22 protein-coding genes and 1 pseudogene are annotated in these 22649 nt (G+C 59.6%); 5 read left to right on the top strand and 18 right to left on the bottom strand.

Features of this window, described 5'->3' with window-relative positions:
* The 3 genes from AC1DE4_RS17290 to AC1DE4_RS17280 form a co-directional block, all read right to left on the bottom strand.
* Complete coding sequence (locus AC1DE4_RS17290; RefSeq protein WP_477882197.1) at positions 1–294, bottom strand: type II toxin-antitoxin system RelE/ParE family toxin; 294 nt, start codon at positions 292–294, stop codon at positions 1–3.
* Complete coding sequence (locus AC1DE4_RS17285) at positions 294–548, bottom strand: type II toxin-antitoxin system ParD family antitoxin (protein ID WP_477882195.1); 255 nt, start codon at positions 546–548, stop codon at positions 294–296. The genes AC1DE4_RS17290 and AC1DE4_RS17285 overlap by 1 nt, the downstream gene beginning before the upstream one ends.
* Before the next feature lie 812 nt (positions 549–1360).
* A complete protein-coding gene (locus tag AC1DE4_RS17280) occupies positions 1361–1813 on the bottom strand; it encodes an MEKHLA domain-containing protein (protein ID WP_477882332.1) in 453 nt (150 codons plus the stop codon).
* A gap of 207 nt (positions 1814–2020) precedes the next feature.
* Here AC1DE4_RS17280 and AC1DE4_RS17275 point away from each other — a divergent pair, with 207 nt between their 5' ends.
* Positions 2021–2305: a hypothetical protein gene (locus AC1DE4_RS17275; RefSeq protein ID WP_477882330.1), complete on the top strand. Its 285-nt coding sequence runs from the start codon at positions 2021–2023 to the stop codon at positions 2303–2305.
* A gap of 236 nt (positions 2306–2541) precedes the next feature.
* Here AC1DE4_RS17275 and AC1DE4_RS17270 read toward each other — a convergent pair whose 3' ends face one another.
* The 14 genes and pseudogenes from AC1DE4_RS17270 to AC1DE4_RS17205 form a co-directional block, all read right to left on the bottom strand.
* Entirely contained in the window at positions 2542–3282 is a 741-nt protein-coding gene (locus AC1DE4_RS17270) for an MOSC domain-containing protein (protein WP_477882193.1), read from the bottom strand.
* Positions 3283–4295 (bottom strand): annotated as a pseudogene (locus AC1DE4_RS17265) (GlxA family transcriptional regulator).
* Between the two features lie 16 nt (positions 4296–4311).
* The gene (locus tag AC1DE4_RS17260) at positions 4312–5163 is read right to left on the bottom strand and encodes an ABC transporter permease (protein ID WP_477882191.1); all 852 of its coding nucleotides are present in this window, start codon (positions 5161–5163) and stop codon (positions 4312–4314) included.
* Positions 5160–6008, bottom strand: a complete 849-nt coding sequence (locus AC1DE4_RS17255) for an ABC transporter permease (protein ID WP_477882189.1) — start codon at positions 6006–6008, stop codon at positions 5160–5162. The genes AC1DE4_RS17260 and AC1DE4_RS17255 overlap by 4 nt, the downstream gene beginning before the upstream one ends.
* A 23-nt stretch (positions 6009–6031) precedes the next feature.
* Complete coding sequence (locus AC1DE4_RS17250; RefSeq protein WP_477882187.1) at positions 6032–7123, bottom strand: quaternary amine ABC transporter ATP-binding protein; 1092 nt, start codon at positions 7121–7123, stop codon at positions 6032–6034.
* Between the two features lie 83 nt (positions 7124–7206).
* Positions 7207–8058: a glycine betaine ABC transporter substrate-binding protein gene (locus AC1DE4_RS17245; RefSeq protein WP_062368316.1), complete on the bottom strand. Its 852-nt coding sequence runs from the start codon at positions 8056–8058 to the stop codon at positions 7207–7209.
* An 80-nt stretch (positions 8059–8138) separates the two neighbouring features.
* Positions 8139–9485 carry an NAD(P)/FAD-dependent oxidoreductase gene (locus AC1DE4_RS17240; protein ID WP_477882185.1) on the bottom strand — a complete coding sequence of 449 codons (1347 nt, stop codon included), beginning with the start codon at positions 9483–9485 and terminating at the stop codon, positions 8139–8141.
* Positions 9482–10999: an aldehyde dehydrogenase gene (locus AC1DE4_RS17235; RefSeq protein WP_477882183.1), complete on the bottom strand. Its 1518-nt coding sequence runs from the start codon at positions 10997–10999 to the stop codon at positions 9482–9484. The genes AC1DE4_RS17240 and AC1DE4_RS17235 overlap by 4 nt, the downstream gene beginning before the upstream one ends.
* Positions 10992–11906, bottom strand: coding sequence for a dihydrodipicolinate synthase family protein (locus AC1DE4_RS17230; RefSeq protein WP_192303469.1), 915 nt, complete (start codon positions 11904–11906; stop codon positions 10992–10994). Before AC1DE4_RS17230 ends, AC1DE4_RS17235 begins: the two co-directional genes overlap by 8 nt.
* Entirely contained in the window at positions 11903–12619 is a 717-nt protein-coding gene (locus AC1DE4_RS17225; RefSeq protein WP_169680419.1) for a GntR family transcriptional regulator, read from the bottom strand. The genes AC1DE4_RS17230 and AC1DE4_RS17225 overlap by 4 nt, the downstream gene beginning before the upstream one ends.
* Positions 12620–13007: 388 nt before the next feature.
* Positions 13008–14354 (bottom strand): NAD(P)/FAD-dependent oxidoreductase, encoded by a 1347-nt coding sequence (locus AC1DE4_RS17220; RefSeq protein ID WP_477882180.1) that lies wholly within the window; start codon positions 14352–14354, stop codon positions 13008–13010.
* A gap of 1 nt (position 14355) precedes the next feature.
* Positions 14356–15243: a dihydrodipicolinate synthase family protein gene (locus AC1DE4_RS17215; protein WP_477882178.1), complete on the bottom strand. Its 888-nt coding sequence runs from the start codon at positions 15241–15243 to the stop codon at positions 14356–14358.
* 155 nt (positions 15244–15398) lie between these two features.
* Positions 15399–16106 (bottom strand): GntR family transcriptional regulator, encoded by a 708-nt coding sequence (locus AC1DE4_RS17210; RefSeq protein ID WP_477882176.1) that lies wholly within the window; start codon positions 16104–16106, stop codon positions 15399–15401.
* A 244-nt stretch (positions 16107–16350) separates the two neighbouring features.
* Positions 16351–17238 (bottom strand): LysR substrate-binding domain-containing protein, encoded by an 888-nt coding sequence (locus AC1DE4_RS17205; protein ID WP_192303475.1) that lies wholly within the window; start codon positions 17236–17238, stop codon positions 16351–16353.
* A gap of 108 nt (positions 17239–17346) precedes the next feature.
* Here AC1DE4_RS17205 and AC1DE4_RS17200 point away from each other — a divergent pair, with 108 nt between their 5' ends.
* From AC1DE4_RS17200 to AC1DE4_RS17185, 4 genes are read left to right on the top strand one after another with little or no spacing between them, the layout of a single operon-like run.
* Positions 17347–18600: an aromatic ring-hydroxylating oxygenase subunit alpha gene (locus AC1DE4_RS17200; protein ID WP_477882173.1), complete on the top strand. Its 1254-nt coding sequence runs from the start codon at positions 17347–17349 to the stop codon at positions 18598–18600.
* Complete coding sequence (locus AC1DE4_RS17195; RefSeq protein ID WP_477882171.1) at positions 18590–19678, top strand: FAD-binding oxidoreductase; 1089 nt, start codon at positions 18590–18592, stop codon at positions 19676–19678. Before AC1DE4_RS17200 ends, AC1DE4_RS17195 begins: the two co-directional genes overlap by 11 nt.
* A gap of 51 nt (positions 19679–19729) precedes the next feature.
* On the top strand, positions 19730–21004 hold the full coding sequence (locus AC1DE4_RS17190) for a M24 family metallopeptidase (RefSeq protein ID WP_477882169.1): 1275 nt from the start codon (positions 19730–19732) through the stop codon (positions 21002–21004).
* A 58-nt stretch (positions 21005–21062) separates the two neighbouring features.
* Positions 21063–21557 carry a DUF1643 domain-containing protein gene (locus tag AC1DE4_RS17185; RefSeq protein WP_477882166.1) on the top strand — a complete coding sequence of 165 codons (495 nt, stop codon included), beginning with the start codon at positions 21063–21065 and terminating at the stop codon, positions 21555–21557.
* A gap of 43 nt (positions 21558–21600) precedes the next feature.
* Here the strand turns inward: AC1DE4_RS17185 and AC1DE4_RS17180 are convergent, their stop codons facing one another.
* Complete coding sequence (locus AC1DE4_RS17180; RefSeq protein ID WP_477882164.1) at positions 21601–22551, bottom strand: electron transfer flavoprotein subunit alpha/FixB family protein; 951 nt, start codon at positions 22549–22551, stop codon at positions 21601–21603.
* Positions 22552–22649: the final 98 nt, after the last annotated feature.

Genomic DNA, 22649 nt, shown 5'->3' with positions numbered 1-22649 from the left:
TTAGAGGGAGTTTCCAATCCACTCTTCGTGACCATGACGGATACGGATCACGAGAACGCTCCCATCATCGTTGATCCGATAGATTACCAGGTGAGCCTTGAATGTATGGATTCTGACAGGCGGCGAAATCTCATGGCGCTCACGCGTCATTCGAGGACTCGCGGCTATGAGATCGAGCATATCAAAAAGCTCATCGTGATATCGTTTGGCGGCCAAGGATCCGAAGTTGCGGCTACCTTGTTCGGCGATTGAGACGATATCCTCTTCCGCTTCAACAGAGAGCCTGAATGGCATCAATCACGTCTGCGGGTGATCTCGGCACGCGCAACGGCAGCGGAAAACAACTCGTCCTTCGAACGGCCTCCTTCGCCGCTTTTCATTCCGTCATCGACGAAACGTTGCATCTCCGCAATTTTGTTAGTCCGGGCCTGGTCTCTGCGGATAAGGTCTCGAACGTAGTCACTCGCGTTCGAGTATCGACCGGTCTTGGCTTGCGCTTCGACCCAGTCTTTCATCGGGTCCGGCAGGGATACATTCATGGTTGCCATTAGAGTCTCCTTGAGGTCTCAGGCTACCCTGTGATGGCAAAGTTTGTCAAACTATTGAAGCTCACTAAGAAAGCTCCTGAAAGGGGTTCTGCGATTGGCGGCCTAACCCCAACTGCAAGTCCAGCGCATTCCGCGGCCAGGACGGCGACAAGTAAGGTCGCGGCCACAGGAATGCGTAAAGGTCATTGCGGTTCGCCCACGTCCACTGCCGCGCGGAATTGCCTCGCGTGCAGCGATGTGAGCGTCCGCGGGGCAGTGCCTGAGCTTGCCTTTTGAGTTTTTGTCGGTGGGGTGCCTGGGTTTTTAGTTGTACGTTTTGCGGGTGCTGTTATTGCCACGCAAAGACCGTCTCGTTCTTGGTAATTTTGGGCACAGACGAGCGGGCAGATCCTGATCTTCTGCATGCGAAGTTGCTCAAGGAGCACCGATTCTTGACCCATGTGTGTCAAAGCCTCTTGCGCGATTTGCAATGCGTTCGCGCCGAGGGCTACGCCGCACGCCTTCTCATCGTTCCCGGCCGCCATCAACCCCTACGGAAGGCACGTTGCTGATCCGATCACAACCGCCTCGATCTCGACTCCATTACCGCAAATTCTGCAAAGGCGTCTCGATCGCACTTTCGACGTGGCGTGGTTGGTAAAGCAAGAAGCAGGGACGCAATCGCAATGCACGAGGAGACGAATGGGTAAGTGCCGTCTCGCGAGTTTCATGCCGACATCAACGGCACAAACACCAGGTGATTGCCGTGGAACTCCAAGTCACTGGCCAGGCAATCCGGCATGCCATTGGTCCCGGTGCGCTCCCCGATAGGCTTATGCTTCCGTCCAGCTGGAGAACGTGGCAGCCTGCCCCAGCCGAATTCCGGCTTCTGACCGCAGTTCCCAGACGAGCCCGTCCTCCATCCAAAAATGCGCGCCGGACTTGCGAACTCTAAGCCCACGATAATTCGCGATAAATCCTTGCCGTGCGACTGCATCGAGAAGAGCCTGGCGCTCCAGTCGATCCGGCGCTTCAGCAGATAATCGAGAAGGTAATTTCGTAAACTCGTCCCACGAGTATCCGAAACATCGCTGTGCCGTGAGATTTGCATAAATGAACCGAGGATCCGGCTCGGTATTGTGAGCGACAACCACAAAAGGGGCGTCAAGGTAGAGCCATTCGGCTCCCTGCCCTGGCTCAACAAGCGGTCGGCCGACAGCACGCAGAAAGCTTTGCGCAAGGAGTTCGAAGAAGGCTTGACCGGTTGAAGGCTCATCAGGCGACATTTGGCTATCCTTGCTCCAGTTTAGGCTCTTGTTGAGGCGCGCCATGATGCCGCCGACTTTGACACCAAGAACCAGGATAAGGTCGCTGGCGTGTGATCCGGCCACCTTAAGCTATTTTCAGATCCACTACCCGATATCGGAGTTGCAATGAAAACGATACTTACCTGGGCAGTCATGGCCTCTTGCGGCGTTGCCGCTCTGTTGCCGATGGCCGCGCCCGCCTCTGCCCAGGAGTGGCGAAGGCCACATTATGACAATCCGCCGCCTCCACCGCGGCGCCATCACCATCACGACAATGGCGCCGCGATTGCCGGTGGTCTGGCTGCCGGCGTCATCGGTGGGTTGATCGGTGGCGCGATCGTAAACAACAGCGGGCCGCGCTACATCGATCCGCCGCCTCCACCACCGCCGCGTTGCTGGTTCGAAGACCGGCGGGTGCCGAATGCCTACGATGGTGGATGGCATATGGAGAGCTTGCGCGTCTGCCAGTAGCAATTGGCTGATGTTTCTCAGGTCTCAGCGCCTCGTTGCAACGCCAACGTGGCGCTGGCCACGGCCTTGGCGAGGACTGCAAACGGGTGCGAGCTTGAAAACTACTCACCCGCCAAGGCGAAGTTTCCATCCTGCTGGTTTTTCGTTCAGTGTTGGTCGGTCACGTCGGCCTTCGCTGGCGGTCCAAAGGTTCAACGAGGATGACAGCCTTTAAGCTGAGAGATGCAGCCGGACGGTCATGTAGAAATGAAAACCGCATCTCCAACACGGACAACCCCTGGCTCGTTGGGTCGGCAGTAGACGCCCATGTTGCGGTTACCAAACTTCATCACATTTCGGAGGATTTCCGGATCGTTCTCCAGTCCGTCCTGAGCGATGATCGTAAACCCGCATCGTTTGGTCGGTGCAATCACCGTTGCGCGGACATGTCCTATACTTACAGGTGCATCGACCCACTGCAATTCGGCGAAGCCGGAGAGATCCGGCTCGGCTTCAAGAAAAATGTTCGGGCGAAATCTGCGCCGGTCGGGATCTCCCTTGGGATGGATGGCCTTCAAATGGTCGACCGACGCGCTTGTCAGAAGGTGAAGCGGTGAAACGTCATACCGGTCGATGGCAAAGGTGGTTCGATCATCCGCCGGCCTTGCGCGTTCATAGGGCTTTACAGTTACCTCGAACTCGAAGAACGCCGTGAGAGCTTCCGTCAGCCCCGGCGCATCGACGGACAGCCAGTCGTGGCCCGGCAACTTGATTTCCACGGTGCCATCCGAGATGGTCCTCGATCTGATGAAGATTGCTTTCTGCCATCGCTTGTCGCGCTCAGGATGAGCAACGACACCGGTCGCTGCATCAACGAGCGCAAGCCGACGATCGCCGACGACACCGGTCGACGTGACCTCGCATTGCTCGATCAGTTCGCCTGCGGTGGAACTGACTGGGTAGCGCCACAACTCGCTGATTGTTCCGACCTTGCGCATCTATTGAAACCCCAGTGCAGAGGCCCGAAGTTGCGTTGGCGTCTGGCCGAATATGCGTTTGAACGTGCGGGTGAAGTGGGAGGCGTTCTCGTATCCGACATCGAGCGCGATTTCGATCAGGGAGGCCTTCGATTGCACAAGCAGCGCGCGTGCCCTCTCCATTCGAACGCGCGTATAGGCTTGCGCGGGAGACATCCCCGCCTTCTCCAAAAACAGTCTCTCGAGCTGTCGCCGCGACAGGCGAACCGACGTCGCGAGCCTGGGAATGGTCATGCCCCCTCGACATGCTGCTCCATCAGGATCATTGCCGCCTTGACGCGGTTATCTTCGTAGTCGTCGTGTAGCGGGCGCCGGGGCTGGATATCGCCGGCGGAACGCGCCTTCTCGATCTGGAGGACCTCCAAGGCATTTCTCTCGGCCTCCCGGCTGATGTACCGCCGCACCAGGGTTGCCGCGATATCGGCCGCACTGCTGCCGCCGGCACAGGAGCCGCGTTGCCGATCGAGATTGAATATGCGATCCGACCGCACGGCGAGATCGGGAAAGCGCTCGCGAAACTCCCTGTAGTGAAGCCAGCTCACGCAGGTCTCGTGGGCGGCCATCAGCCCCGCATCGGCAAGAATGAACGATCCGGTGCAGAGACCGATCAACGGGATTTTGGCGGCATCCGCGCGCTTGAGAAACCTGATCGTATCGTGATCGACCGGATCCTTCGCGGTGAGAAGCCCACCAACGACCACAATGTAATCGAACCTCGCCGGGTCCACGAAATCCGAGGTCGGGGCCACCTGCACGCCACAGCTGGAGGCGATCAGATGCCTCGTACTTCCGAGCACCTGCCAGTCCGCCATCACGCGTCCGGAACGATCATGCTCGTCGCTGGCAAGCCGCAGCGTATCGACAAAGAGCGCGAACGCCGATAGCGTGAAAGACCGGGCAAGAACAAAACCAACATTCAGTCGGCTGGCGGATTTGCCGACGGCTCCTGCCTGCCGATAGCCTTCTGGTCGCATCTCAATCTCCTTCATGTCAGGCCGCCCGAGGTCCTCTGTCGCGATCGAAAAGACCACGGCTCACTCGATCGAGCAAGAGAGCAACAGCCACGATTGCGAGACCCGCGCGCAAGCCCAGTCCCATTTCCATCCTGGTCAGACCGCGCGTCACCTCGGCGCCAAGGCCACCTGCCCCCACCAGGCCCGCCAGAACGACCATGGCCAGGGAAAGAAGAATGCATTGGTTGAGGCCGACCAAGAGCGTCTGCTTGGCGAGCGGAATCTCAATCTTCCAGAGCACGGAACGAGGGGGCGCTCCGATGGCGCTGCCAAGCTCGACGTATTCGTGCGGCACCTGGTTGAATGCCAAAGTCGTCAATCGCAGCATCGGCGGAATGCCGTAGACGATCGTTGCGATGATGGCCGGCACCCGCCCAAGGCTGAAGATCATCACTGCGGGGATGAGATAAACCCACGGCGGCACGGTTTGCATCACATCGAGGACTGGGCGCACGAAGGCTTCGAGGGTCTTGTAACGCGAGCAGAGGACGCCAATCGGAAACGCGATGAGCACTGAGATCAAGACGGCGACCGTCACCAGTGCGACGGTCTGCATCGATGCCGTCCAAAGCCCCACGATCAGGCAAAAACCCAGGCACAGGCCGGCAAGGATAGCCGCGCGAAGATTGACCGCAAGGAAGGCCGCGACGACGACAATCGCAATAAGGGCGAAAGGCTGGACGAACAGGAGCGCTGCCTCGATCGCCGACAGGACGGCCTCCACCACATAGCTGATTGCAGCGAACAAGGGGTGCAGGTTCGTGTTCAGCCAGTCGACCGCCGGAGCGAGGAGAGCCCCTGGCGAAAACTCGAGTATCGAAGGGTTCATGAATGCCTCCCTGCGCCAAGCCGGCCCGCACTTTGGGTCATGCGGTCGATGACCATGGTCAGAACGACGATGGCGATCGCCCCGTTGATGGATGTCGCAATGTCGAGCGTGCGGATCGCGCCGTAGATCGTTTCGCCGAGGCCGCCAGACCCGACGATGCCGGCGATGACGACCATGCCGAACGCCATCATCAGGCTCTGGTTGATGCCAGCCATGATGCTGGGAAGAGCAAATGGCAGGCGGATCTTGAAAAACATCTGGCTCGGGCGCATTCCGCTTGCCTCACCAAGCTCGATGAACTCCCTTGGCGTCATGCGGATACCAAGCGAGGTCAGCCGGATTGCCGGCGGCATGGCAACCACGATGGTGGCGATGAGTGCGGTCGCCGGGCCGTAGCCCAAGAGCGCGATGGCAGGCAGGAGATAAATGTACGGCGGAAGCGTCTGGATGAGGTCCAGACCCGGTTCCATGAACCGGTCGAGTGCCGTAAAGAAGCCTGCCAGTATCCCGACAGGGATGCCGACCGCGAGCGCAATCACCGTCGCCGTCAGAACCAGTGCCAGGGTGCTCATTGTTTCGGACCAGAGCCCCATGGAAAAGCACAGGAAGAGCGCAACGCCACTGAGGATCGCAAACCAGGCATTCACCAGCCGCCAGCCCACCAGCGCCACCACGATTGCGACGACGTAGAAGGGCGGAAGCTGCAGCAACCAGAGGATCCCGTCGTAGAGGCCCTCAAGAACCCACCTGACGTGGTCGAAGAGGGTTTCTCCGTTTTCGCTTACCCACTCGAGCGCGGTGTCTGTCCATTCGTCGAAGATGTCTGTGAAGCTTGATATGTCCATGTCACTCAGCTCCCGTTCTGCGATCAGGCGGCCACGCGATCGCTGTTGGAGGTGCCCTTGACGCCCATGAGGAGGCTGCGCGGCGTGACGACGCCGACAACCTGATCGTTGTCGACGACGGCGATAGCGTCGCGGTCTGTCTGCATGGTCAACGTGATCAGTTCGTCGATGTCGGCGTCCGGCGTGGTTCGCACCAGCGATGAGATGTCGTTGTGTGGCTCGCTGCGCTGAAACTCGCTGACACTGTGCATCACCGAATGCGCCTTGATCAGGTGAAGTCGCGATATGCCTGCGACGAACTCGGCGACATAGTCATCCGCCGGATTGAGAATGATCTCCTCGGCGGTACCCGTCTGGATAATGACGCCATCCTTCATGATGGCGATACGATCGCCGATGCGGATCGCTTCGTCGAGGTCATGGGTGATGAAGACGGCGGACTTGCCGAGCGATTTTGTGAGTTGGCGAAACTCGTCCTGAAGCTGACGACGGATCAGCGGATCAAGCGCGCTGAAAGGCTCGTCCATGAGAATGATTTCCGGATCGGAGGCAAGCGCGCGGGCCAGGCCGACGCGTTGCTGCATGCCGCCGGACAATTCCTTCGGGTAACGGTCGACCCAGTCTGCCAGCCCGACCGTCTCCAGCGCAGCCTTGGCGGTCTTGCTGCGCTCGGGCTTGGGGATGCCCTGAACTTCCAGCCCAAAGGCCGCATTTTCGAGCACCGTACGGTGCGGGAGCAGCGCAACGCTTTGAAATACCATGCCGATGTTCTTGGCGCGCATCTGCCGGAGGTCGCCCGGAGACAAGGCGGCAATATCCTTGCCCTTTACGAACACCTTTCCGGCGCTTGGCGTGATCAGCTTGTTGAGCAATCGGATGAGCGTCGACTTTCCACTGCCTGACAGGCCCATGATGCAGAAGATCTCGCCGCGCCGGACCTGCAGGCTGGCGTTGGAAACGCCGACGACGCAGTTGAACTCCTTCAGCACGTCCTTCTTGCCAAGTCCGCGCTCGGTGATCGATTTCATCGCGGCGGCGGACTTGTCTCCAAAGACCTTCCAGAGGGATTGGCAGTCAATCAGGACTTCATTGGTATCGGCATTTGCGGCTTTCATAGCGATCCCCTTGAGCCAATTGGTGCTGGCTTTTCTCGTTGGGCTTCAAAGGCCGTCCGACCGGATCGGACGGCCCTGCGCAACTAGTTCTTCTTGATGTTTTCCCAGCGCTTGATCAGGTCAGCGTGCGCTGCGATCCAGCCCTCGACGGCCTGATCCATTGTCTTGCCGTCCTTGACCTCGCCGTTGATGGCGGTGATGTCGGCGATCGGAACGTAGACGCTTGCCATGACCTCACGGGCGTGAGGGTTCTCTTCGGAAAAGCCTTTCTGGCCGATCCAGTAGTAGCTCTGCGGCGGCGGGAAGACGCCCTTCGGATCCTTGAGATACTTCACCTCGTATTTCTGGACCATCCATGACGGCTCCCAGATCGTGACGGCGATCCACTCCTTGCGGTCATAGGCCGACTTGAGCGCCGCCGTCATTGCAGCCGTGCTGCCTTCGACAAGCTGCAACTTGATATCGTAGTCCTTGACGGCGTTGGAGGAGTCCCGCATCAGGCCGGCGCCCGGCTCGATGCCGATGATCTTGCCGCCAAACTTGTCGGCGTTCTCATTGAGCTGTTCCAGAGAGTCGATCGGAACGTATTTCGGGACGGCGATGCCCTGGTAGAGACCGTGTGAAACCGGTGAGATCTTCTCCAGCCGGCTCTTGTTCTTGTTCCAGTAATCCTGAGCGACATAGTCCGTCTGCGAGGTGAGAACCTGGATGTCGCCCTTGGCAAGAGCAGCATAGGCGATGCCCCATTCGGAGAACTCGGTCACCTTGACGGTATAGCCGGCGTCTTCGAGAACCTTCTTGGTAATACCGGTGATGGGCGTCAGGTCCTCCCATGACATCGTGCCCATGGTGATCGTCTTTTCTTCCGCCCGGGCAGGAAGAATGCTGATCCCGACCATCGCAGCCGCGCAGAGCGCTTTCCACAAAGCCTTCATTGCTCTAACTCCTAGTTCTTTGTTCCCATTTTCATTGAAGACGTGCGGGTAGCTCAGTCTTCACATTGCGCGGCGAGGGATCATCCCTCGCGGCCTGCACGCAATTCCTGCAACCGGATCACAGAATTGATCCCCAGCCATGCCAGCGGCTCGGGCGGCAGTCTCGTGGGCGCCGCATGATCCATGTATTTGTCGAGTTGTTCCGAGCCGGTTCCTGTCGCCAGCTCCGCCGCCAGCACGCCGGCAAGCGTGCTCTTCACGGTCCCGAGGCCATTTTCGCAGCAGGCCGAGAACAAGCCGTCGTCGATTTCGCCGAAGGCCGGCACATGATTGCGACTGAGGCAGAGACGTCCGGCCCAACTGTATTGGAACGGCAAATCGGTCAATTTCGGAAAGCGCGCATCCAGCGACCGACGATGAGCGGCCGCGAGCTTGGCCAGCCGCCTGTCGGTGACGGTGATCGTTCTGTCATAGGTGTATTTCGTCCGAAGCACGATCCGCGAAAGGCCGTTCGATGTGATCTTGCGAACCGTCGCCCCCATGGCATCGGCCGGGAGCAAGGCCCACCGGTCTTGTCCGGAAGCTTCGTGCGCAGCATCGTCCGCGGCAAACGGAGCCGTCATCGAGGCGTAGGCAAATATATGGATCAGCCGTCCGCGAAAATGGCCAAAGTCCTCGATATGTCCGTTGACGCCCAGGATGACCTTCGGCGCTGTGACTGCCCCGTTTGTCGATTTGGCGGTCCAGGTCCCTCCCTCACGCCGCAGTTCGTGTACAGGCGAGCGCTCGAAGATCGTCACACGTTGCCCGACCCCGGCCGCAAAGCCGCGGACGTAGTCAGCTGGCTGGATCATGACCGCGCCGGGCGTGTAGAGGCCGCCAAGGTAGTAGTCCGAGCCTGTGAGCTCGCGCATTTGGGCTCGATCGAGAAACATGTGCTTTTCGCCGATACGCCGGAGCGACTCGCCATAGCTGACGTTCAGCCTCATTCCCCTCGCCGTTGCAGCGGCATTGATCTTGCCCGACGGGTCGAATGTTTCCCGGGACATCCCGTATTCGACCGCAGCACTTTTTGCGAAATCGATCGCAAAGCGGTTTTGCGCCATCTCAAGCGTCGTTGCCGTCTCGCTGGCGCCGGAATATTCGCCCGCCGAGAGGTTGTGCGGCACATCGATCATGTAACCGGAATTTCGGCCTGCCGTGCTCTTTGCCACCTCGCCGGCTTCCATGACGACGATCTTGTCGTGCGGTCGGATTTGCGAAAGTCGTCGCGCCGCAGACAATCCCGCAAACCCCGCGCCGACGATGAGCCAGTCGGCCGTCACGCTGCCTTCGAGCGTCCGCATGGGGGCAATGCGGTTGCTGATCGCCTCCCAGCCAGAGACGCCGGATTCAGCAGGAAGCCGTCTGACCACAGTCTTCGTCATCGGATCGTCTCGTCGACCGAGCGATCGGAAACGTCGATCCAGATCGTCTTCAGCTCACAATAATTGTCGTGGGCGAAGATGGACTTGTCGCGACCGCCGAAGCCGGACTCCTTGTAGCCTCCGAACGGCGTCGTCGCATCCCCCTCTCCAAAGCAGTTGACTGTCACAACGCCTGCGCGGATTTCGCGTGAGAGCTTGATCGCGTTCTTGAGACTTCCGGTATAGATCGAAGCCGTCAGACCATAATTCGTATCGTTGGCGAGGGCGATCGCCTCGGCGATGGAATTGAAGGTCGTGACCGAGAGAACAGGCCCGAAAATCTCCTCCTTGAAAAGCCGGCTGGACGGGATGACGCCTTCGACCACCGTTGGCTCGACGAAGATGCCGTCGCGCGTCTTGCCGCCGTGCGCGACAGAAAGCTTTTCCTTCTTCGCATCGTCGAGGAAGGTAGCGACCTTTTCGAAATGAGCCTTGTTGACGAGGGCACCGATGCGGTTTTCCGGGTCGAGTGGGTCGCCGGTCTTCCACTCACGCATGTAAGCGCCGATCCGGTTGAGCAGCTCGTCCTTGACGCTTTCATGCACGATCAGCCGCGATGTGGCCGAGCAATTCTCGCCCATGTTCCAGAAGGCGCCATTGACGACCTGCTCGGCGACAAGGTCGAGATCTTCAGCGTCGTCGAGAACGACTGCCGGATTCTTGCCGCCGCATTCGAGTACCACGCGCTTCAGATTGGAGTCCGCCGCATAGCGCAGGAAGCGACGTCCCGTCGGCGTCGAACCCGTAAAGGCGATCATATCCACGCCCATGTGCAGGCCGAGTGGCTCGCCGACATCCTTGCCGCTTCCGGTGACGACGTTGAAGACGCCGGCAGGGATGCCCGCCTCATGAGCAAGCTCGGCGATGCGAAGCGTCGTCAGCGTCGTGTCCTCAGCGGGTTTGACGACGACGGAGCATCCCGCGGCGAGAGCGGGGCCGATCTTCCATGCAAGCATAAGGAGGGGAAAGTTCCAGGGCAGAACGCAGCCGACGACGCCGACAGGCTCGCGCACGATCATTGTCAGCGCATTCGATCCGACGGGCGCCGTGTTGTCGTAGAGCTTGTCAACCAGCTCGGCATGCCAGCGCAGCGTATGAATGGTATCGGGAACGTCGACTGTCTGGCACTCGCGGATCGGCTTGCCGCTATCGAGGCTTTCCATCACGGCAAGCTCGTGACGATTGCGCTCAATCAGCTTGGCAAGCTGCAAGAGCACGCCTTTGCGCTCGGATGGCGAGCGCAGCCGCCAGCGGCCATCATCGAACGCTTCCCTCGCCTTGAGTACGGCATAATCGACGTCAGTGCTGTCACAGGCTGCAACTATGGCAAGGGTCTCGCCGGTTGCGGGATTGCTGGACTTGAAAGTCTTGCCAGAGCGTGCCGGACGGAATGCGCCGTCAATGAACGCGTTCGTCGGAAACTGTATGTCGGCTGCGATCGCCCTGTATTCGGCGGCGGTCAATGGTTCATGCATGACAATTGGCTCCCGACGTGATCTGGCCGACCGTGCGCTTCAAGGTGGCAACGACGGTCTGGAGTGTTCGCTTTTCTTCCGAATTGAGCGGGCGAAGCGGCGCGCGCACCGAACCGGCCCCAAGGCCGATGATCTCGCAGCCGTGCTTGATCGACTGGACGAACTTGCCGCATTCGAGGAAGTCCATCAGCGGCAACATCGCGGTCATGATGGCGCGGCCCTTGTCGAAATTCCTCTCGACCACACAGGCCTCATAGAGAGCGACGTGCTCTTTCGGCAGGAAATTCGATCCCGCGCAAACCCAGCTTCTTGCGCCCCATGCGAAGAACTCCAGCGCCTGGTCGTCCCAGCCACAGGAAAGCGCGATATGCGGGAACTTCCTGGCGAGCAGATGCAGGTTGCTCATGTCGCCGGAACTTTCCTTGATGGCGACGACATTCCTCGACTTGCCGACGCGCGAGAAATACTCCTCGCCCATCACCACACCCATGCGAGCCGGGTAGTTGTAGAGCATGATCGGCAGATTGGCCGCACGGTCGATGGTGAGCGCGTGAACCGCATTTTCCCGCTCGGTCGGGAGCGCATAGGGAGGCGTGGAAACGAGGATCGCATCGGCGCCGATTTCCTTGGCGGCCTTCGCGTATTCGACCGAATCCTCAGTCCTGGTCGCGCCCGTTCCGATGATGAGCGGCAAGCGGTTTGCGATGACGTCCTTCGCATGGGACGCCAGGTCGAAGCGCTCCTGGCTTGTCTGGGCGTAGTACTCGCCGGTCGATCCGCCGACGATAATCCCGTGAACCCCGGCCTCGATCAGAGACTCCAGCACCGCCGCGAAAGCCTTCCGGTCAATCTGTCCGCTTGCATCGAGCGGCGTGATGGCCGGGGTATAGATCCCCTCGAACTTCACTGTGATTTCTCCAATGTTTTGGCGGCGGGACCGCCGATCAGGACGTCCGCCTTGAGCCCCTGCGGCGCGATGAACATCTCCATGTTCTCGCGGGACAATTCCCAGTGCTCGAAGACGAGATCGACGACGGCATCTTCGTCGTGCGCCGAAAGCGCTTCGATGAATGCGTCATGGTGTTCGACCGCCAGCTGAAGCCTGCGCTTCATGTCTTCGTTCTTCGGTCGGAAGAAGGTGTGGCCAATTCGGGCGTGGTCGATGAGCAGACGGCCGAGGCTTGGCTGCAAGTACACGTTTGCCGACATCTCACCGAAGATCTCGTGGAAACGATTGTTCTCGAGGACCATGTCCAGCGCATCGCCGTTCGCGCTCGCCTTGCGGAAGCGATCCTGCGTCCGCTTCAAGTCTGCCAGCTGCTGTGACTTGAAGTTCTGCACCGCCAGACGCCCGATGGCCGCATAGATCATCGGCGCAACCAGGAAGAAGTTTCTGAGCGTGGCGTGGTTCATCGGAATGACGCGCGCGCCGCGGTTCTCACGAATATCGACATAGCCCTCGCCTGCCAGCCGCCGGAAGATGTCCCGCACCGGCGTCCGGGAAAGGCCATAGCGTTCGCTCAGGCTGGCTTCGTCGAGATCGGCGTCTGGATCGAGTTCCATCGTCAGGATTTGACGTTTCAAGTCCTCGTACAGGTTGCTCTTCACGGTCTTCGCCATGCGTCACTCCACGCCGTTGGTTGGGCTATGGCTAAAACATGGCACGCATCTAATATGCTGTCAATAAATTGTGTACTTTGCGTACACAATAAAAGTTTCATGGAAATACAATTTCAGAAGAGCGTGTCTTTATGTAATTGATCTTCCTTGGTATTTTTCTATTTCATCGCTCGCAGAAACGGGAGTGAGATGTCCAATATTGGCCTTGGAAAAGCGGGGAGAGGTGCAGATCAACGATGGCGACCGGCTGGGACTCTCGTCGTCCAAGAGCGAATGATCGAGGACCACAAGCGGTGGTGCGCACCCAGCTCCAGCGCGGCTTTCGCCGACGAGGCCGATGGCTTAGCGCTTTAGAGTACTAAGAAAACCCTTAGGTCGGACCAGGCGATCACTCTGCCCCGGCACGCCATTCGCGATATGCAAGATGGAGCTTCGCGCCGATCGTTGTGAGCGGCTGCGGCGGCAGTGCCGTCGGCGCGGCCAGTCTGGCGTAGACCCGGCCAAGTTCGGACTCGTGACCCAGGGCGAGTTCGGCGGCAGCAATTCCCGATGCCGTCGAGTTCGAGGCCCCAAGGCCATTGCAGCCGCATGCTGCAAACACGTTGCGCGCGATTTCGCCAAAGGCCGGGACATGATTGCGTGTCAGAGCCATGGCGCCCGCCCAGCGATACTGCATTCCCACACCGTGTAGGCTGGGGAAACGCTGAACAAACTTCCCGTCATGCAGGTACCCGGCCCGCACGATCGCGGCGTCATTCACCTTGATGCCCGAATTGTAGCTGTAACGCGAGCGGATCAGAATCCGGTCACCGCCTGTCGTGTTGATACGGCGAACGGTGGTTCCCATCGGCAGAGCTGGCGTTGCCGCCCATTTCCGTTCTCCGCCAAGGCGGGAGGGATCGAACTCTTCGGTAAGCGAGGCGTATGTGAAGACATGCAAAAGCTGCCCCCGGAAGAAGCCGAAGCTTTCCGCGTGACCGTTGTTTGCCAGGATGATCTTTTCCGCCTGCACCGAGCCCTGCGGCGTCTTGATGAGCCAGCCGTTCCCGAAACGCTCGAACGAAAGCGCCGGCGTCTGCTCGTAAAGTCTGATCGGCTCGTTCAAGCCGTCGGCAACAGCGCGAATATAGGCGGCCGGTTGAACAATAACCGTACCGGGCATAAAGAGACCGGACGTGTAGGCGGACGATCCGGTCACGGCCGCAATGTCGCCGGCACTCAGCAATCGGTGATCCTCGCCCATCTTGGAAAGACGCGCTGCGTAATCCGTGAGGTGCTTGTCGCCTTCGGGACTGATCGCAACACTATATCGCCCGCACGGGTCGAAAATGTCGCTGCCCCAGCCATATTCGACGGCCATTTCCGTGGCCAAGGCAATCGCCGAGCGCTGTATCAGCACGGACTGGCTGAACCTGTCCTCGGATTCTCCATTGAAATCGTCGGCAGAAACCTCGTGCGGAAGGTCGATGATGAAGCCCGAATTCGCACCTGCGGGCCCCTCACCGACGATCCCTGCTTCCAGGATCGCAACATGTACGGAAGGGTCGAGGCGCGAAATCCGCCGGGCCGCGGAAAGGCCGGCAAAGCCGGCGCCGATGATCGCGACATCAGCGGTAGACGAACCATGCAGCGCTGGATGCGGCCTTCGCGACGGGAGCGTCGCCACCCAGCCTGAAACACCGGCGCGTTTCGGAAGCCTGGATGCGACGAAGACCTCGTTGGAAGTGCGCGGCAAGTCAAATCGCCTCCCGCTCGATGAGCGTTTCGATCGACTGTCGCAGCGCCGGAATGCGATCGGACGAAAGCGCGCGCAGGGGCTTTCTCGGGGACCCGGCACCGTATCCGGCCAGATGCGCGGCAGCATAGACGGTTTGAACGTAGTCGCCCTTCGAAAGAAGGGCCATCATCGGCTCGAGCAGCTTCCAGAGCTCACGGGTCTCAGCCCAGTTCCCCCTGGCGGCGGCATCGACGATTGCGAGGCATGTTCTGGGCGCAAAGTTCGCGCCTCCCCAGATCAGACCGTGGCAGCCGGCATAAAGCGCGTAGGCAACGAGATTGTCGGCGCCATTCATGACGAACTTGCCGGTGCGAATGAGTTCCGCCTGCTTGCCGAGATCGCCACCGCTATCCTTGACGGCGCAAAAGCCGGGAATTTCGCTTAACTTGAACAATAGCTCCGGCGTGATCGCGACACCGACAGCCTGCGGAACGTTGTAACCGATCACCGGAAGGCCGACCCCGGCAACCTCGGCGTAGAAGTCGACGATGCCCTGGTCGTCGGTCGGCCCTTCGAAGAACGGCGGAAGAACCATCACGCCTTCGGCGCCGGCATCGCGGGCGCGCGCCGTGCGCTCGACAGCCTCTTCAACCAGAAGCGCGGAGGTTTGGGCGATGATCTTGGCCCGACCGTTCACGATCCGCGCCCCACGTCTGATCAGCCCTTCGGATTCCTCCTTGGAAAGATAGACGTGCATGCCTGTTCCCGAACTGAGGAGGAAGCTGCGAACGCCAGCCGCCAGATATCGCTCAATATTGTGTTCCAGACTGATGTAGTCGATCCGCCCCGCGTCGTCGAAAGGCGTGGTGATCGCGAGATTGAGGCCTGGAAACTGGAACTCTGACATTCGTTTGATCCTCCTGAGGTAACCTGTCGGAAGCTCGTGCAAGATTGCCGTGAGCAGCCCGCATTGTTCGGCCGCGCGAAGATCGAATGTCGCGCGCCGCATGATCAGAATCTTACCCCCCGGCAGGCGCGCGGATGAGGTCGCGATGTCGGCCTCTAGAGCGTCGGCGCCTCGAGGCCCTCCGGGGTGGCATACATCGCCATGTTTCTGCGAGAGAGTTCGAGATGCAGGCGCGCAAGCTCACCCGCAGCGTCGACGTCGCGCCGTTCGACGGCTTCGATCATTTCCTCGTGCTGCCTGGAAGCAAGTTCGAGCTCCTCCTGCATACGCGGCGTATTTGGATGCGTGTAGAAGATCTTCCCGATCCGGGCGTGGTCGATCTGAAGCCTGCGGAGGCTCGGAACGAGATAGACGTTGTGAGCCATTTCGCCGAGCTGGCGATGAAACTGATCGTTGTAGAACACGCGACCGTCCACGTCCTTGGCATCGATCGCCTTCTGGAAGGATTGCTGGATCTGCTTGAGAACGTCGAGTTCCGCCCGGGTCCGGTTCTCGGCGGCAAGCTTGTTTGCCGTGATGTAGATCATCGGCGCCAGAAGAAAGAAATCCCGCAGGGATTGGTAGCTCATCGAGCTGACCCGTGCAGCCCGGTTGGCCTCCAACTCGATGTAGCCTTCGCCGGCCATCTGGCGCATCAGTTCTCGCACCGGCGGGCGCGACAGGCCGAACTCCTCGCTGAGCGCCACCTCGTCCAGGACCGCGCCCGGAGCAAGCTCCATCGTCAGGATCCGTTGTCGCAGCGCAAGACCGAGGCTGGCCTTACGGTCGATGTTCGGAGGGTCGGTGATCATGCCGTCAATCATTGGATCTCCTTTTGGAAGACATTATGTAGACATATGATAGACAGTCAAGTCACACGTCAAATTTCCTCTTCCTGGATCTGCTCAAGGAAGCTCGGACGCTAGATATCAACGACAGTTTCGGGATGGCTTCAAACGTGCTCTTGGGTGCCCGGCCGGCGCGCTTGGCTGCCCAAGAAATGGCTGGGAGTCAGATTTCTTACACGGTTGAAGCCAATGGTCATTGTCGCTTAGGACGGCAGCACAATCACTTGTGAAGCGCAGCGGTAAGCCACGACGAGGCCCGGTCGATCGCCACCGTCCTTCTGGATTTCAATGGCAGCAGGACATTGTACCTGCCTTCCGGGGACAGTCTCGTCTCATCGAGCGCCACCAACGTGCCGTCATCAAGGAATGTCTGAACAAGGGTGCCCCAGCCAAGCGCAACCCCCTGACCGGCGCGCGCAGCGAAGATCGTCTCCGTGTAGTGACTGAAGCGCAGAGACGGCTTCACCTCGAAGTGCACGCCAAGTTCGGCGAGCCATTGGCCCCACGACAGCCAGGATCGGTCTTCAGCATCGGTCTCGATGAACTCGTCAGTCGCGGCCAATGGGCCGTTGCCACGCCGGTCGAGGTAGTCCGGCGAGCAGACGAGCATAATGACGTCGCCTCGCGAGGCGATCACCGTTGCGTCGTTGAAGGGTGGCAGCCCGAAACGGATGGCGAGATCGACGGCACCGCTGTCCAGATCGATTTTCGCATCCTGGGAGATGACGCGGATCTGAATGCCCGGATTCTGAGCGCGAAAATCGGCGAGCCGCGGAAGCAACCAGAAAGACGAGAAGGCCACGGTCGCGCCGATGGTGACCACATCCTGGGCCGCCCCCTTGATGGCATCGATCGCATCGGAAATGTTCGAGAAGCTCTGCGCGAGCGACGCACCCAGCACGAGGCAGGCGGCAGTCGGCTCGATCGCGCGGTGCTTGCGCACGAACATCGGCTGTCCCAGCTCTTCTTCCAGCAGCGCGATTTGCCTGCTGACGGCCGCCTGGGTAACCCCGAGCTCGCCTGCCGCAAGGGTAAAACTTTTTCGGCGAAGGACCGCTTCCAGCATGATCAGCGCCGTCATCGACGGCAAACGCCTGCGAAACTGCATTTCATGCCCCGTCACATTACCATTTATTATGCGAACTTGAGAATTTATGCCGTTGAAGAGCCTTGCGAGCAAGAGCAGTCTGCAGGAAGGCAAGCATAAGGGACTCTCATGCTAAACAAACTTCCCTCTTCCATCTCCGCCCTTCTCGACGCTCGCACGAACGGGTACTCGCTGCCCGCCGGTCTCTATACGCGTGAAGACGTCTTCGAAGCGGATATCGACGTTTTCTTCCACAAACACTGGATCTGCATCGGTCTCGACTGCGACGTCCCGGAAGCTGGCGACGCCGCTGTCATCGACATCGGCAAGACGAGCCTCATCCTTCTGCGAGATGACGACGGCGACATTCGGGTATTGCACAATGTCTGTCGCCACCGTGGCTCGCGCCTGTTGGACGCAGGAAAGACGATCGTTTCAAAACTCGTCTGTCCCTACCACACCTGGACCTACGAGCTTACCGGAGAGCTCAGCTATGCTCCCCACATGGGCAAGGACTTCGACAAGGACTGTCACGGACTGAAGCCTGTGACCTTCAAGTCGATCGGCGGGCTCATCTATGTCTGCCTTTCCGACACCCCACCAGAGGACATCGACGTCCTCGAAAGCACGATGGTCGAGCGCCTTGCTCCCTACGATATCCGCAATGCGAAGGTTGCGCACCAGACTGACGTGATCGAGGAGGGCAACTGGAAGCTGACGATGGAGAACAATCGTGAGTGCTACCACTGTTCGGCAAACCATCCCGAGCTCTGCGTGTCCTTCGTCGATCTCGACTTCGGCTTCGACCCGGAAACCTTGAGCCCGGAGGATCGCGCGCAGGCTGAAGAGCATTTCCGGCTGTATGAGGAGCGGACCAGGGCATGGGAGGCGGATGGCTTCCCATCTGCTGCCGTCGAGCAACTCTCCGACTGCGCCACGAATTTCCGCACGCAAAGGCTGATCATCGCAGGCGCAGGCGAGTCCCAGACCCATGACGCCACCGCCGCATCATCGCGGCTGCTCGGCCAGATGACGCGGAAGGACCTGGGGGACACCCATCTCTGGGGTCACAACTCCTGGAACCACTTCATGGGCGATCATGCTGTGATCGCCATCGTGATCCCGCTGTCCGCGGGCAAGACGCTCGTGCGGACGAAGTGGCTGGTGCACAAGGATGCAGTCGAGGGCGTTGATTACGATCACGACAAGCTCACTGACGTCTGGATTGCAACAACCGACCAGGACGCTGACCTGGTGGCGCGCTCCCATGCCGGCGCGCTCGATCCTGCTTATCTGCCGGGCCCCTACTCGCAATTCTCGGAGACGAACCTCGACAAGTTCGCAACCTGGTATATCGATCGGATGCGCGCAAATGGATATTGATTTCGCACAGAAGCAGGACGGCTCAGTCTCGCGCGATACATGGGATCCCGAGCATGACGACACACTGGTGTGCCTGGACGTCCATCAGGAAACTCATGACGTCAAGAGCTTCACCTTTGCGTCGCCGCAAGGCAAGCGCTTCAGCTTCGATGGCGGGCAATACTTCCTCTTCGACTTCCCGATTGGCGATGATGCCGAGGCCCGCTGCTACAGCATCTCCTCGTCACCGCACCGCTCCAACGCTTTCACCGTGACGGTGAAGCGGGTCGTGAACGGAAGAATATCGAACTGGCTACATGACAACATGCAAAGCGGGATGACCGTGAAGGCTCAGGGCCCGCTCGGCTATTTCGTCTGCCCGCGCGTTGCCGCGCCGAAGCTTCTGCTTCTTTCCGGCGGCTCCGGCATTACGCCAGTGATGTCCATTCTGCGCGGTCTTGCGGATCGCTGCGAGCCTGCCGACATCGTCTTTCTTCATGCCGCCCGCTCGCCGGTCGACCTGATCTTTCGCAATGAGTTGAGCTGTCTTGCGGCACGAATGAAGGGTCTTCGCCTGCAGTTTCTGCCCGAAAGCGTCGATGGAGAGCCATCCTGGCCGGGGCTGACGGGGCGCATCTCGCCCGAATTCCTGAAGCTCGCCGTGCCGGATATCGCGGAAAGAACCGTAATGTGCTGCGGTCCAGCACCTTTCATGGCCGCGGCACGCTCGATCACCGCGCAACTCGGGGTGCCCCAGGGGAGCTACATCGAAGAGAGCTTCGATGCCGCCATCATCGAGGAACCGGCGGCCATCGGCGAGGCCACGATCCCAAACAAGGTTTTCCAGGTCGAGTTCGCCAAACAATCGAAAAAGATAGAGGTCGCAGACGACCAGACGGTGCTTTCCTGCGCCAAGAAATCGGGCGTGCGGCTGCCGTCATCCTGCTCCAACGGCGTCTGCGGTACCTGCAAGTCGAAGCTGGTTTCCGGTGCGGTGGATATGAACCACAATGGCGGCATAAGGCAAAGAGAGATCGACGCCGGACTATTCCTGCCTTGCTGCTCCAAGCCTCTCAGCGACTTGGTAATTGACCGCTAGGGCCGGCACAGGCCCGGCACCCTCTCCTTCGACAACAATTAGGGATCGACCATGCTGCTTAGCGACAGCATTTCCGACCAGGGCTCCTCGGTATTCAAGGACGAACGCAAGCAGGCCTATCTCAATCCGGCAGGAACCGACCGGTCGCTCATCAGTCCGATCCCGCTCCAGACGCTCGATACCGCGCGACGATATCGTCTGACCCGCCTTCGATCGAAAATGCGGGAATGGGATTGTTCGGCGCTACTCTTATACGATCCCGTCAACATCCGTTATGCGTTCGATTCATCGAACATGAGCATCTGGACGATGCATAACCCCTCCCGATATGCGCTCATTCTGGCTGATGGCCCGGCAATCATGTTCGAATTCGAGGGCGCGGAGCACGTCAATGACGGACTTCCCGGTATCGATGAAATCCGGACGTCGAAATCCTTCCTGTTCTTCACGTCAGGCAATCTGGTCGAGCAAAGGATGCAAGACTGGGCCGACGAGATCGCAGATATCCTGACGTCCCACGGTCGCAACAAGAGGCTCGCGGTCGACAGGCTGGAACCAGCGCCGGCATCCGAGCTTCGAAAGCGCGGTTTTCAGTTGCTCGACGGCCAGGAACTGGCCGAACGAGCGCGCTCGATCAAAAGCCCCGAAGAAATCGAACTGATGCGCTGGACGATCCGGGTGTGTGAAGCCGGCATGGCGCGCATGTACGAGGTGTCCGAGCCCGGACGAACCGAGCGGGAAATCTGGGCGGAGCTGCACTTTGAAAACGCCCGTAGCGGCGGCGAGTGGCTCGAGACGAAGCTGTTGACCGCCGGCCCAAGGACCAATCCCTGGTACCAGGAGTGCTCCGACTACGTGACAAAGCGCGGCGAGATGATCTCTTTCGATACCGACATGATCGGACCGTACGGATATTGCGCCGACCTCTCGCGCTCATGGACCTGCGGCCATGTGGCAATGAATGACAGGCAAAGGGAGCTTTATTCCGCAGCACTGGACCAGATCGAGCACAACCTGTCGATCATTCGTCCCGGCATGACATTCGTCGAATTCAACGAAAGGAGCTGGCGCATTCCTGAAAAGTACCAGCCTTATCGCTATACTCTGGCAGTGCATGGGACAGGAATGGCCGACGAATGGCCCGGCATCCTGCTGCACCCAGATTTCGACCAGAACTTCGGCGGTTTCATTGAAGAGAACATGGTTCTCAATGTCGAAAGTCTGATCGCGGAGGCAGGTTCGGAGAGCATCAAGCTGGAAACTCAAGTGCTTGTCACATCCCGTGGGGCGGAGCGGCTGGACTCTTTCCCCTGGGAGGACATCTGAAGCAGTGGGTGCGCCCAGTCTGGCAACGCATCAGGATTGGGAGATGACGGAAAGGCGAATGAGCGACTTCACCATCTCGTCTGCACTGTTTTCAGAAAGTGGCTGCTACCGCTACCGGCTGGAGCGGCAGTGGGACCCTCGGAAGGAAGCTGTCGGCTTCCTGATGCTCAATCCGTCCACCGCCGACGCCCACAGCATCGATCCGACGCTTCGCAGATGTATCGCCTTTGCAAAATCATGGGGGTTCGGTGGTCTTGTTATCGGAAATCTCTTTGCTCTCCGATCGCCAAAGCCAAGACTGATCTACGAATGGGAGGACCCCATTGGGCCGGAAAACGATCGTTACTTGCGTAAAATGCCCGAAAGCTGCGAGCGCATCGTCTGCGGTTGGGGAAGGCATGGCGCCTACCTTGATCGAGCCTCCGGCGTTTGTCGAATGCTTGCAACATCGAAGCTCTACGCGCTTGAGGTCACGGCGGGCGGGTACCCGTCCCACCCGCTCTATATTTCCGCCGCAGCCGAGCCAAAGCCATTCCAAATCCCAAACTCGTGACTTCCCCAGCCGCACCCGATCGAAAAGTCGCATTAACGCTGGGCTAGACGGACTGCCCCAGCTCTGGCAGGACGTCGAAGAGATCGGCGACGAGGCCGTAGTCGGCGACCTGGAAGATCGGCGCCTCCTCGTCCTTGTTGATGGCGACGATGACCTTCGAATCCTTCATGCCGGCGAGGTGCTGGATGGCACCCGAGATGCCGCAGGCGATGTAGAGATCAGGAGCGACGACCTTGCCGGTTTGGCCGACCTGCCAGTCGTTCGGGGCGTAGCCGGCATCGACGGCGGCACGTGAGGCGCCGACGGCAGCACCGAGCCTGTCGGCAACCGGCAGGATGACTTCCCTGAACTTTTCGGCAGAGCCGAGCGCACGACCACCGGAGATGATGATCTTCGCAGACGTCAGTTCCGGGCGGTCGGAGGCCGACAGCGCGTCCTTGACGAAGGTCGACAGTGGCGATGAAGAAAGAGCTGCCGTCGAGATTTCCTCGACGGCAGCAGTTAGGCCTTGGGGAACGGCCTGGGAGAACGAGGCGGTGCGCACGGTGATGACTCGTCTGGCGTCGGTCGCCTGCACCGTCTGGATGGCGTTGCCGGCATAGATCGGCCGCTTGAAGGTGTCAGCGGAGACCACCTCTGTTATTTCGGAGACCTGGGCGACATCGAGCAGGGCTGCGACGCGCGGCATGACATTCTTGCCGGTCGAGGTGGCGGCGGCGATGATCGTGTCGTAGTCGGCCGCAATGGAATAGATGAGCTCCGCCAGCGGCTCGGCCAGGTTGTTGGCAAACTCGTCGCTTTCTGCAAGCAGCACCTTGGAGACACCCGACAGCTTGGCAGCGGTATCGGCCGCAGCCTTGGCGCCCTTGCCGGCGACGAGGATGGTGACGTCGCTTCCCTGTTCCTTGGCGATCTGTGTCGCCGCCGTCAGCGCCTTGGCGGTCTGGTCGGAAAGGTGGCTGCCGTCGTGATCAGCCAGAAGAAGAATGGCCATGGATATATCTCCCTTTCTCGAACCTTTAAAGCACGCCGGCTTCGACTTTAAGCTTCTCGACCAGCTCGGCGACCGACTTGACCTTGACGACCTTGACG

This window comes from Rhizobium sp. 10N414 (assembly GCF_056394785.1).
Note: the sequence above shows the minus strand (reverse complement) of the source record. Positions and strands in the feature narration are given on the sequence as shown.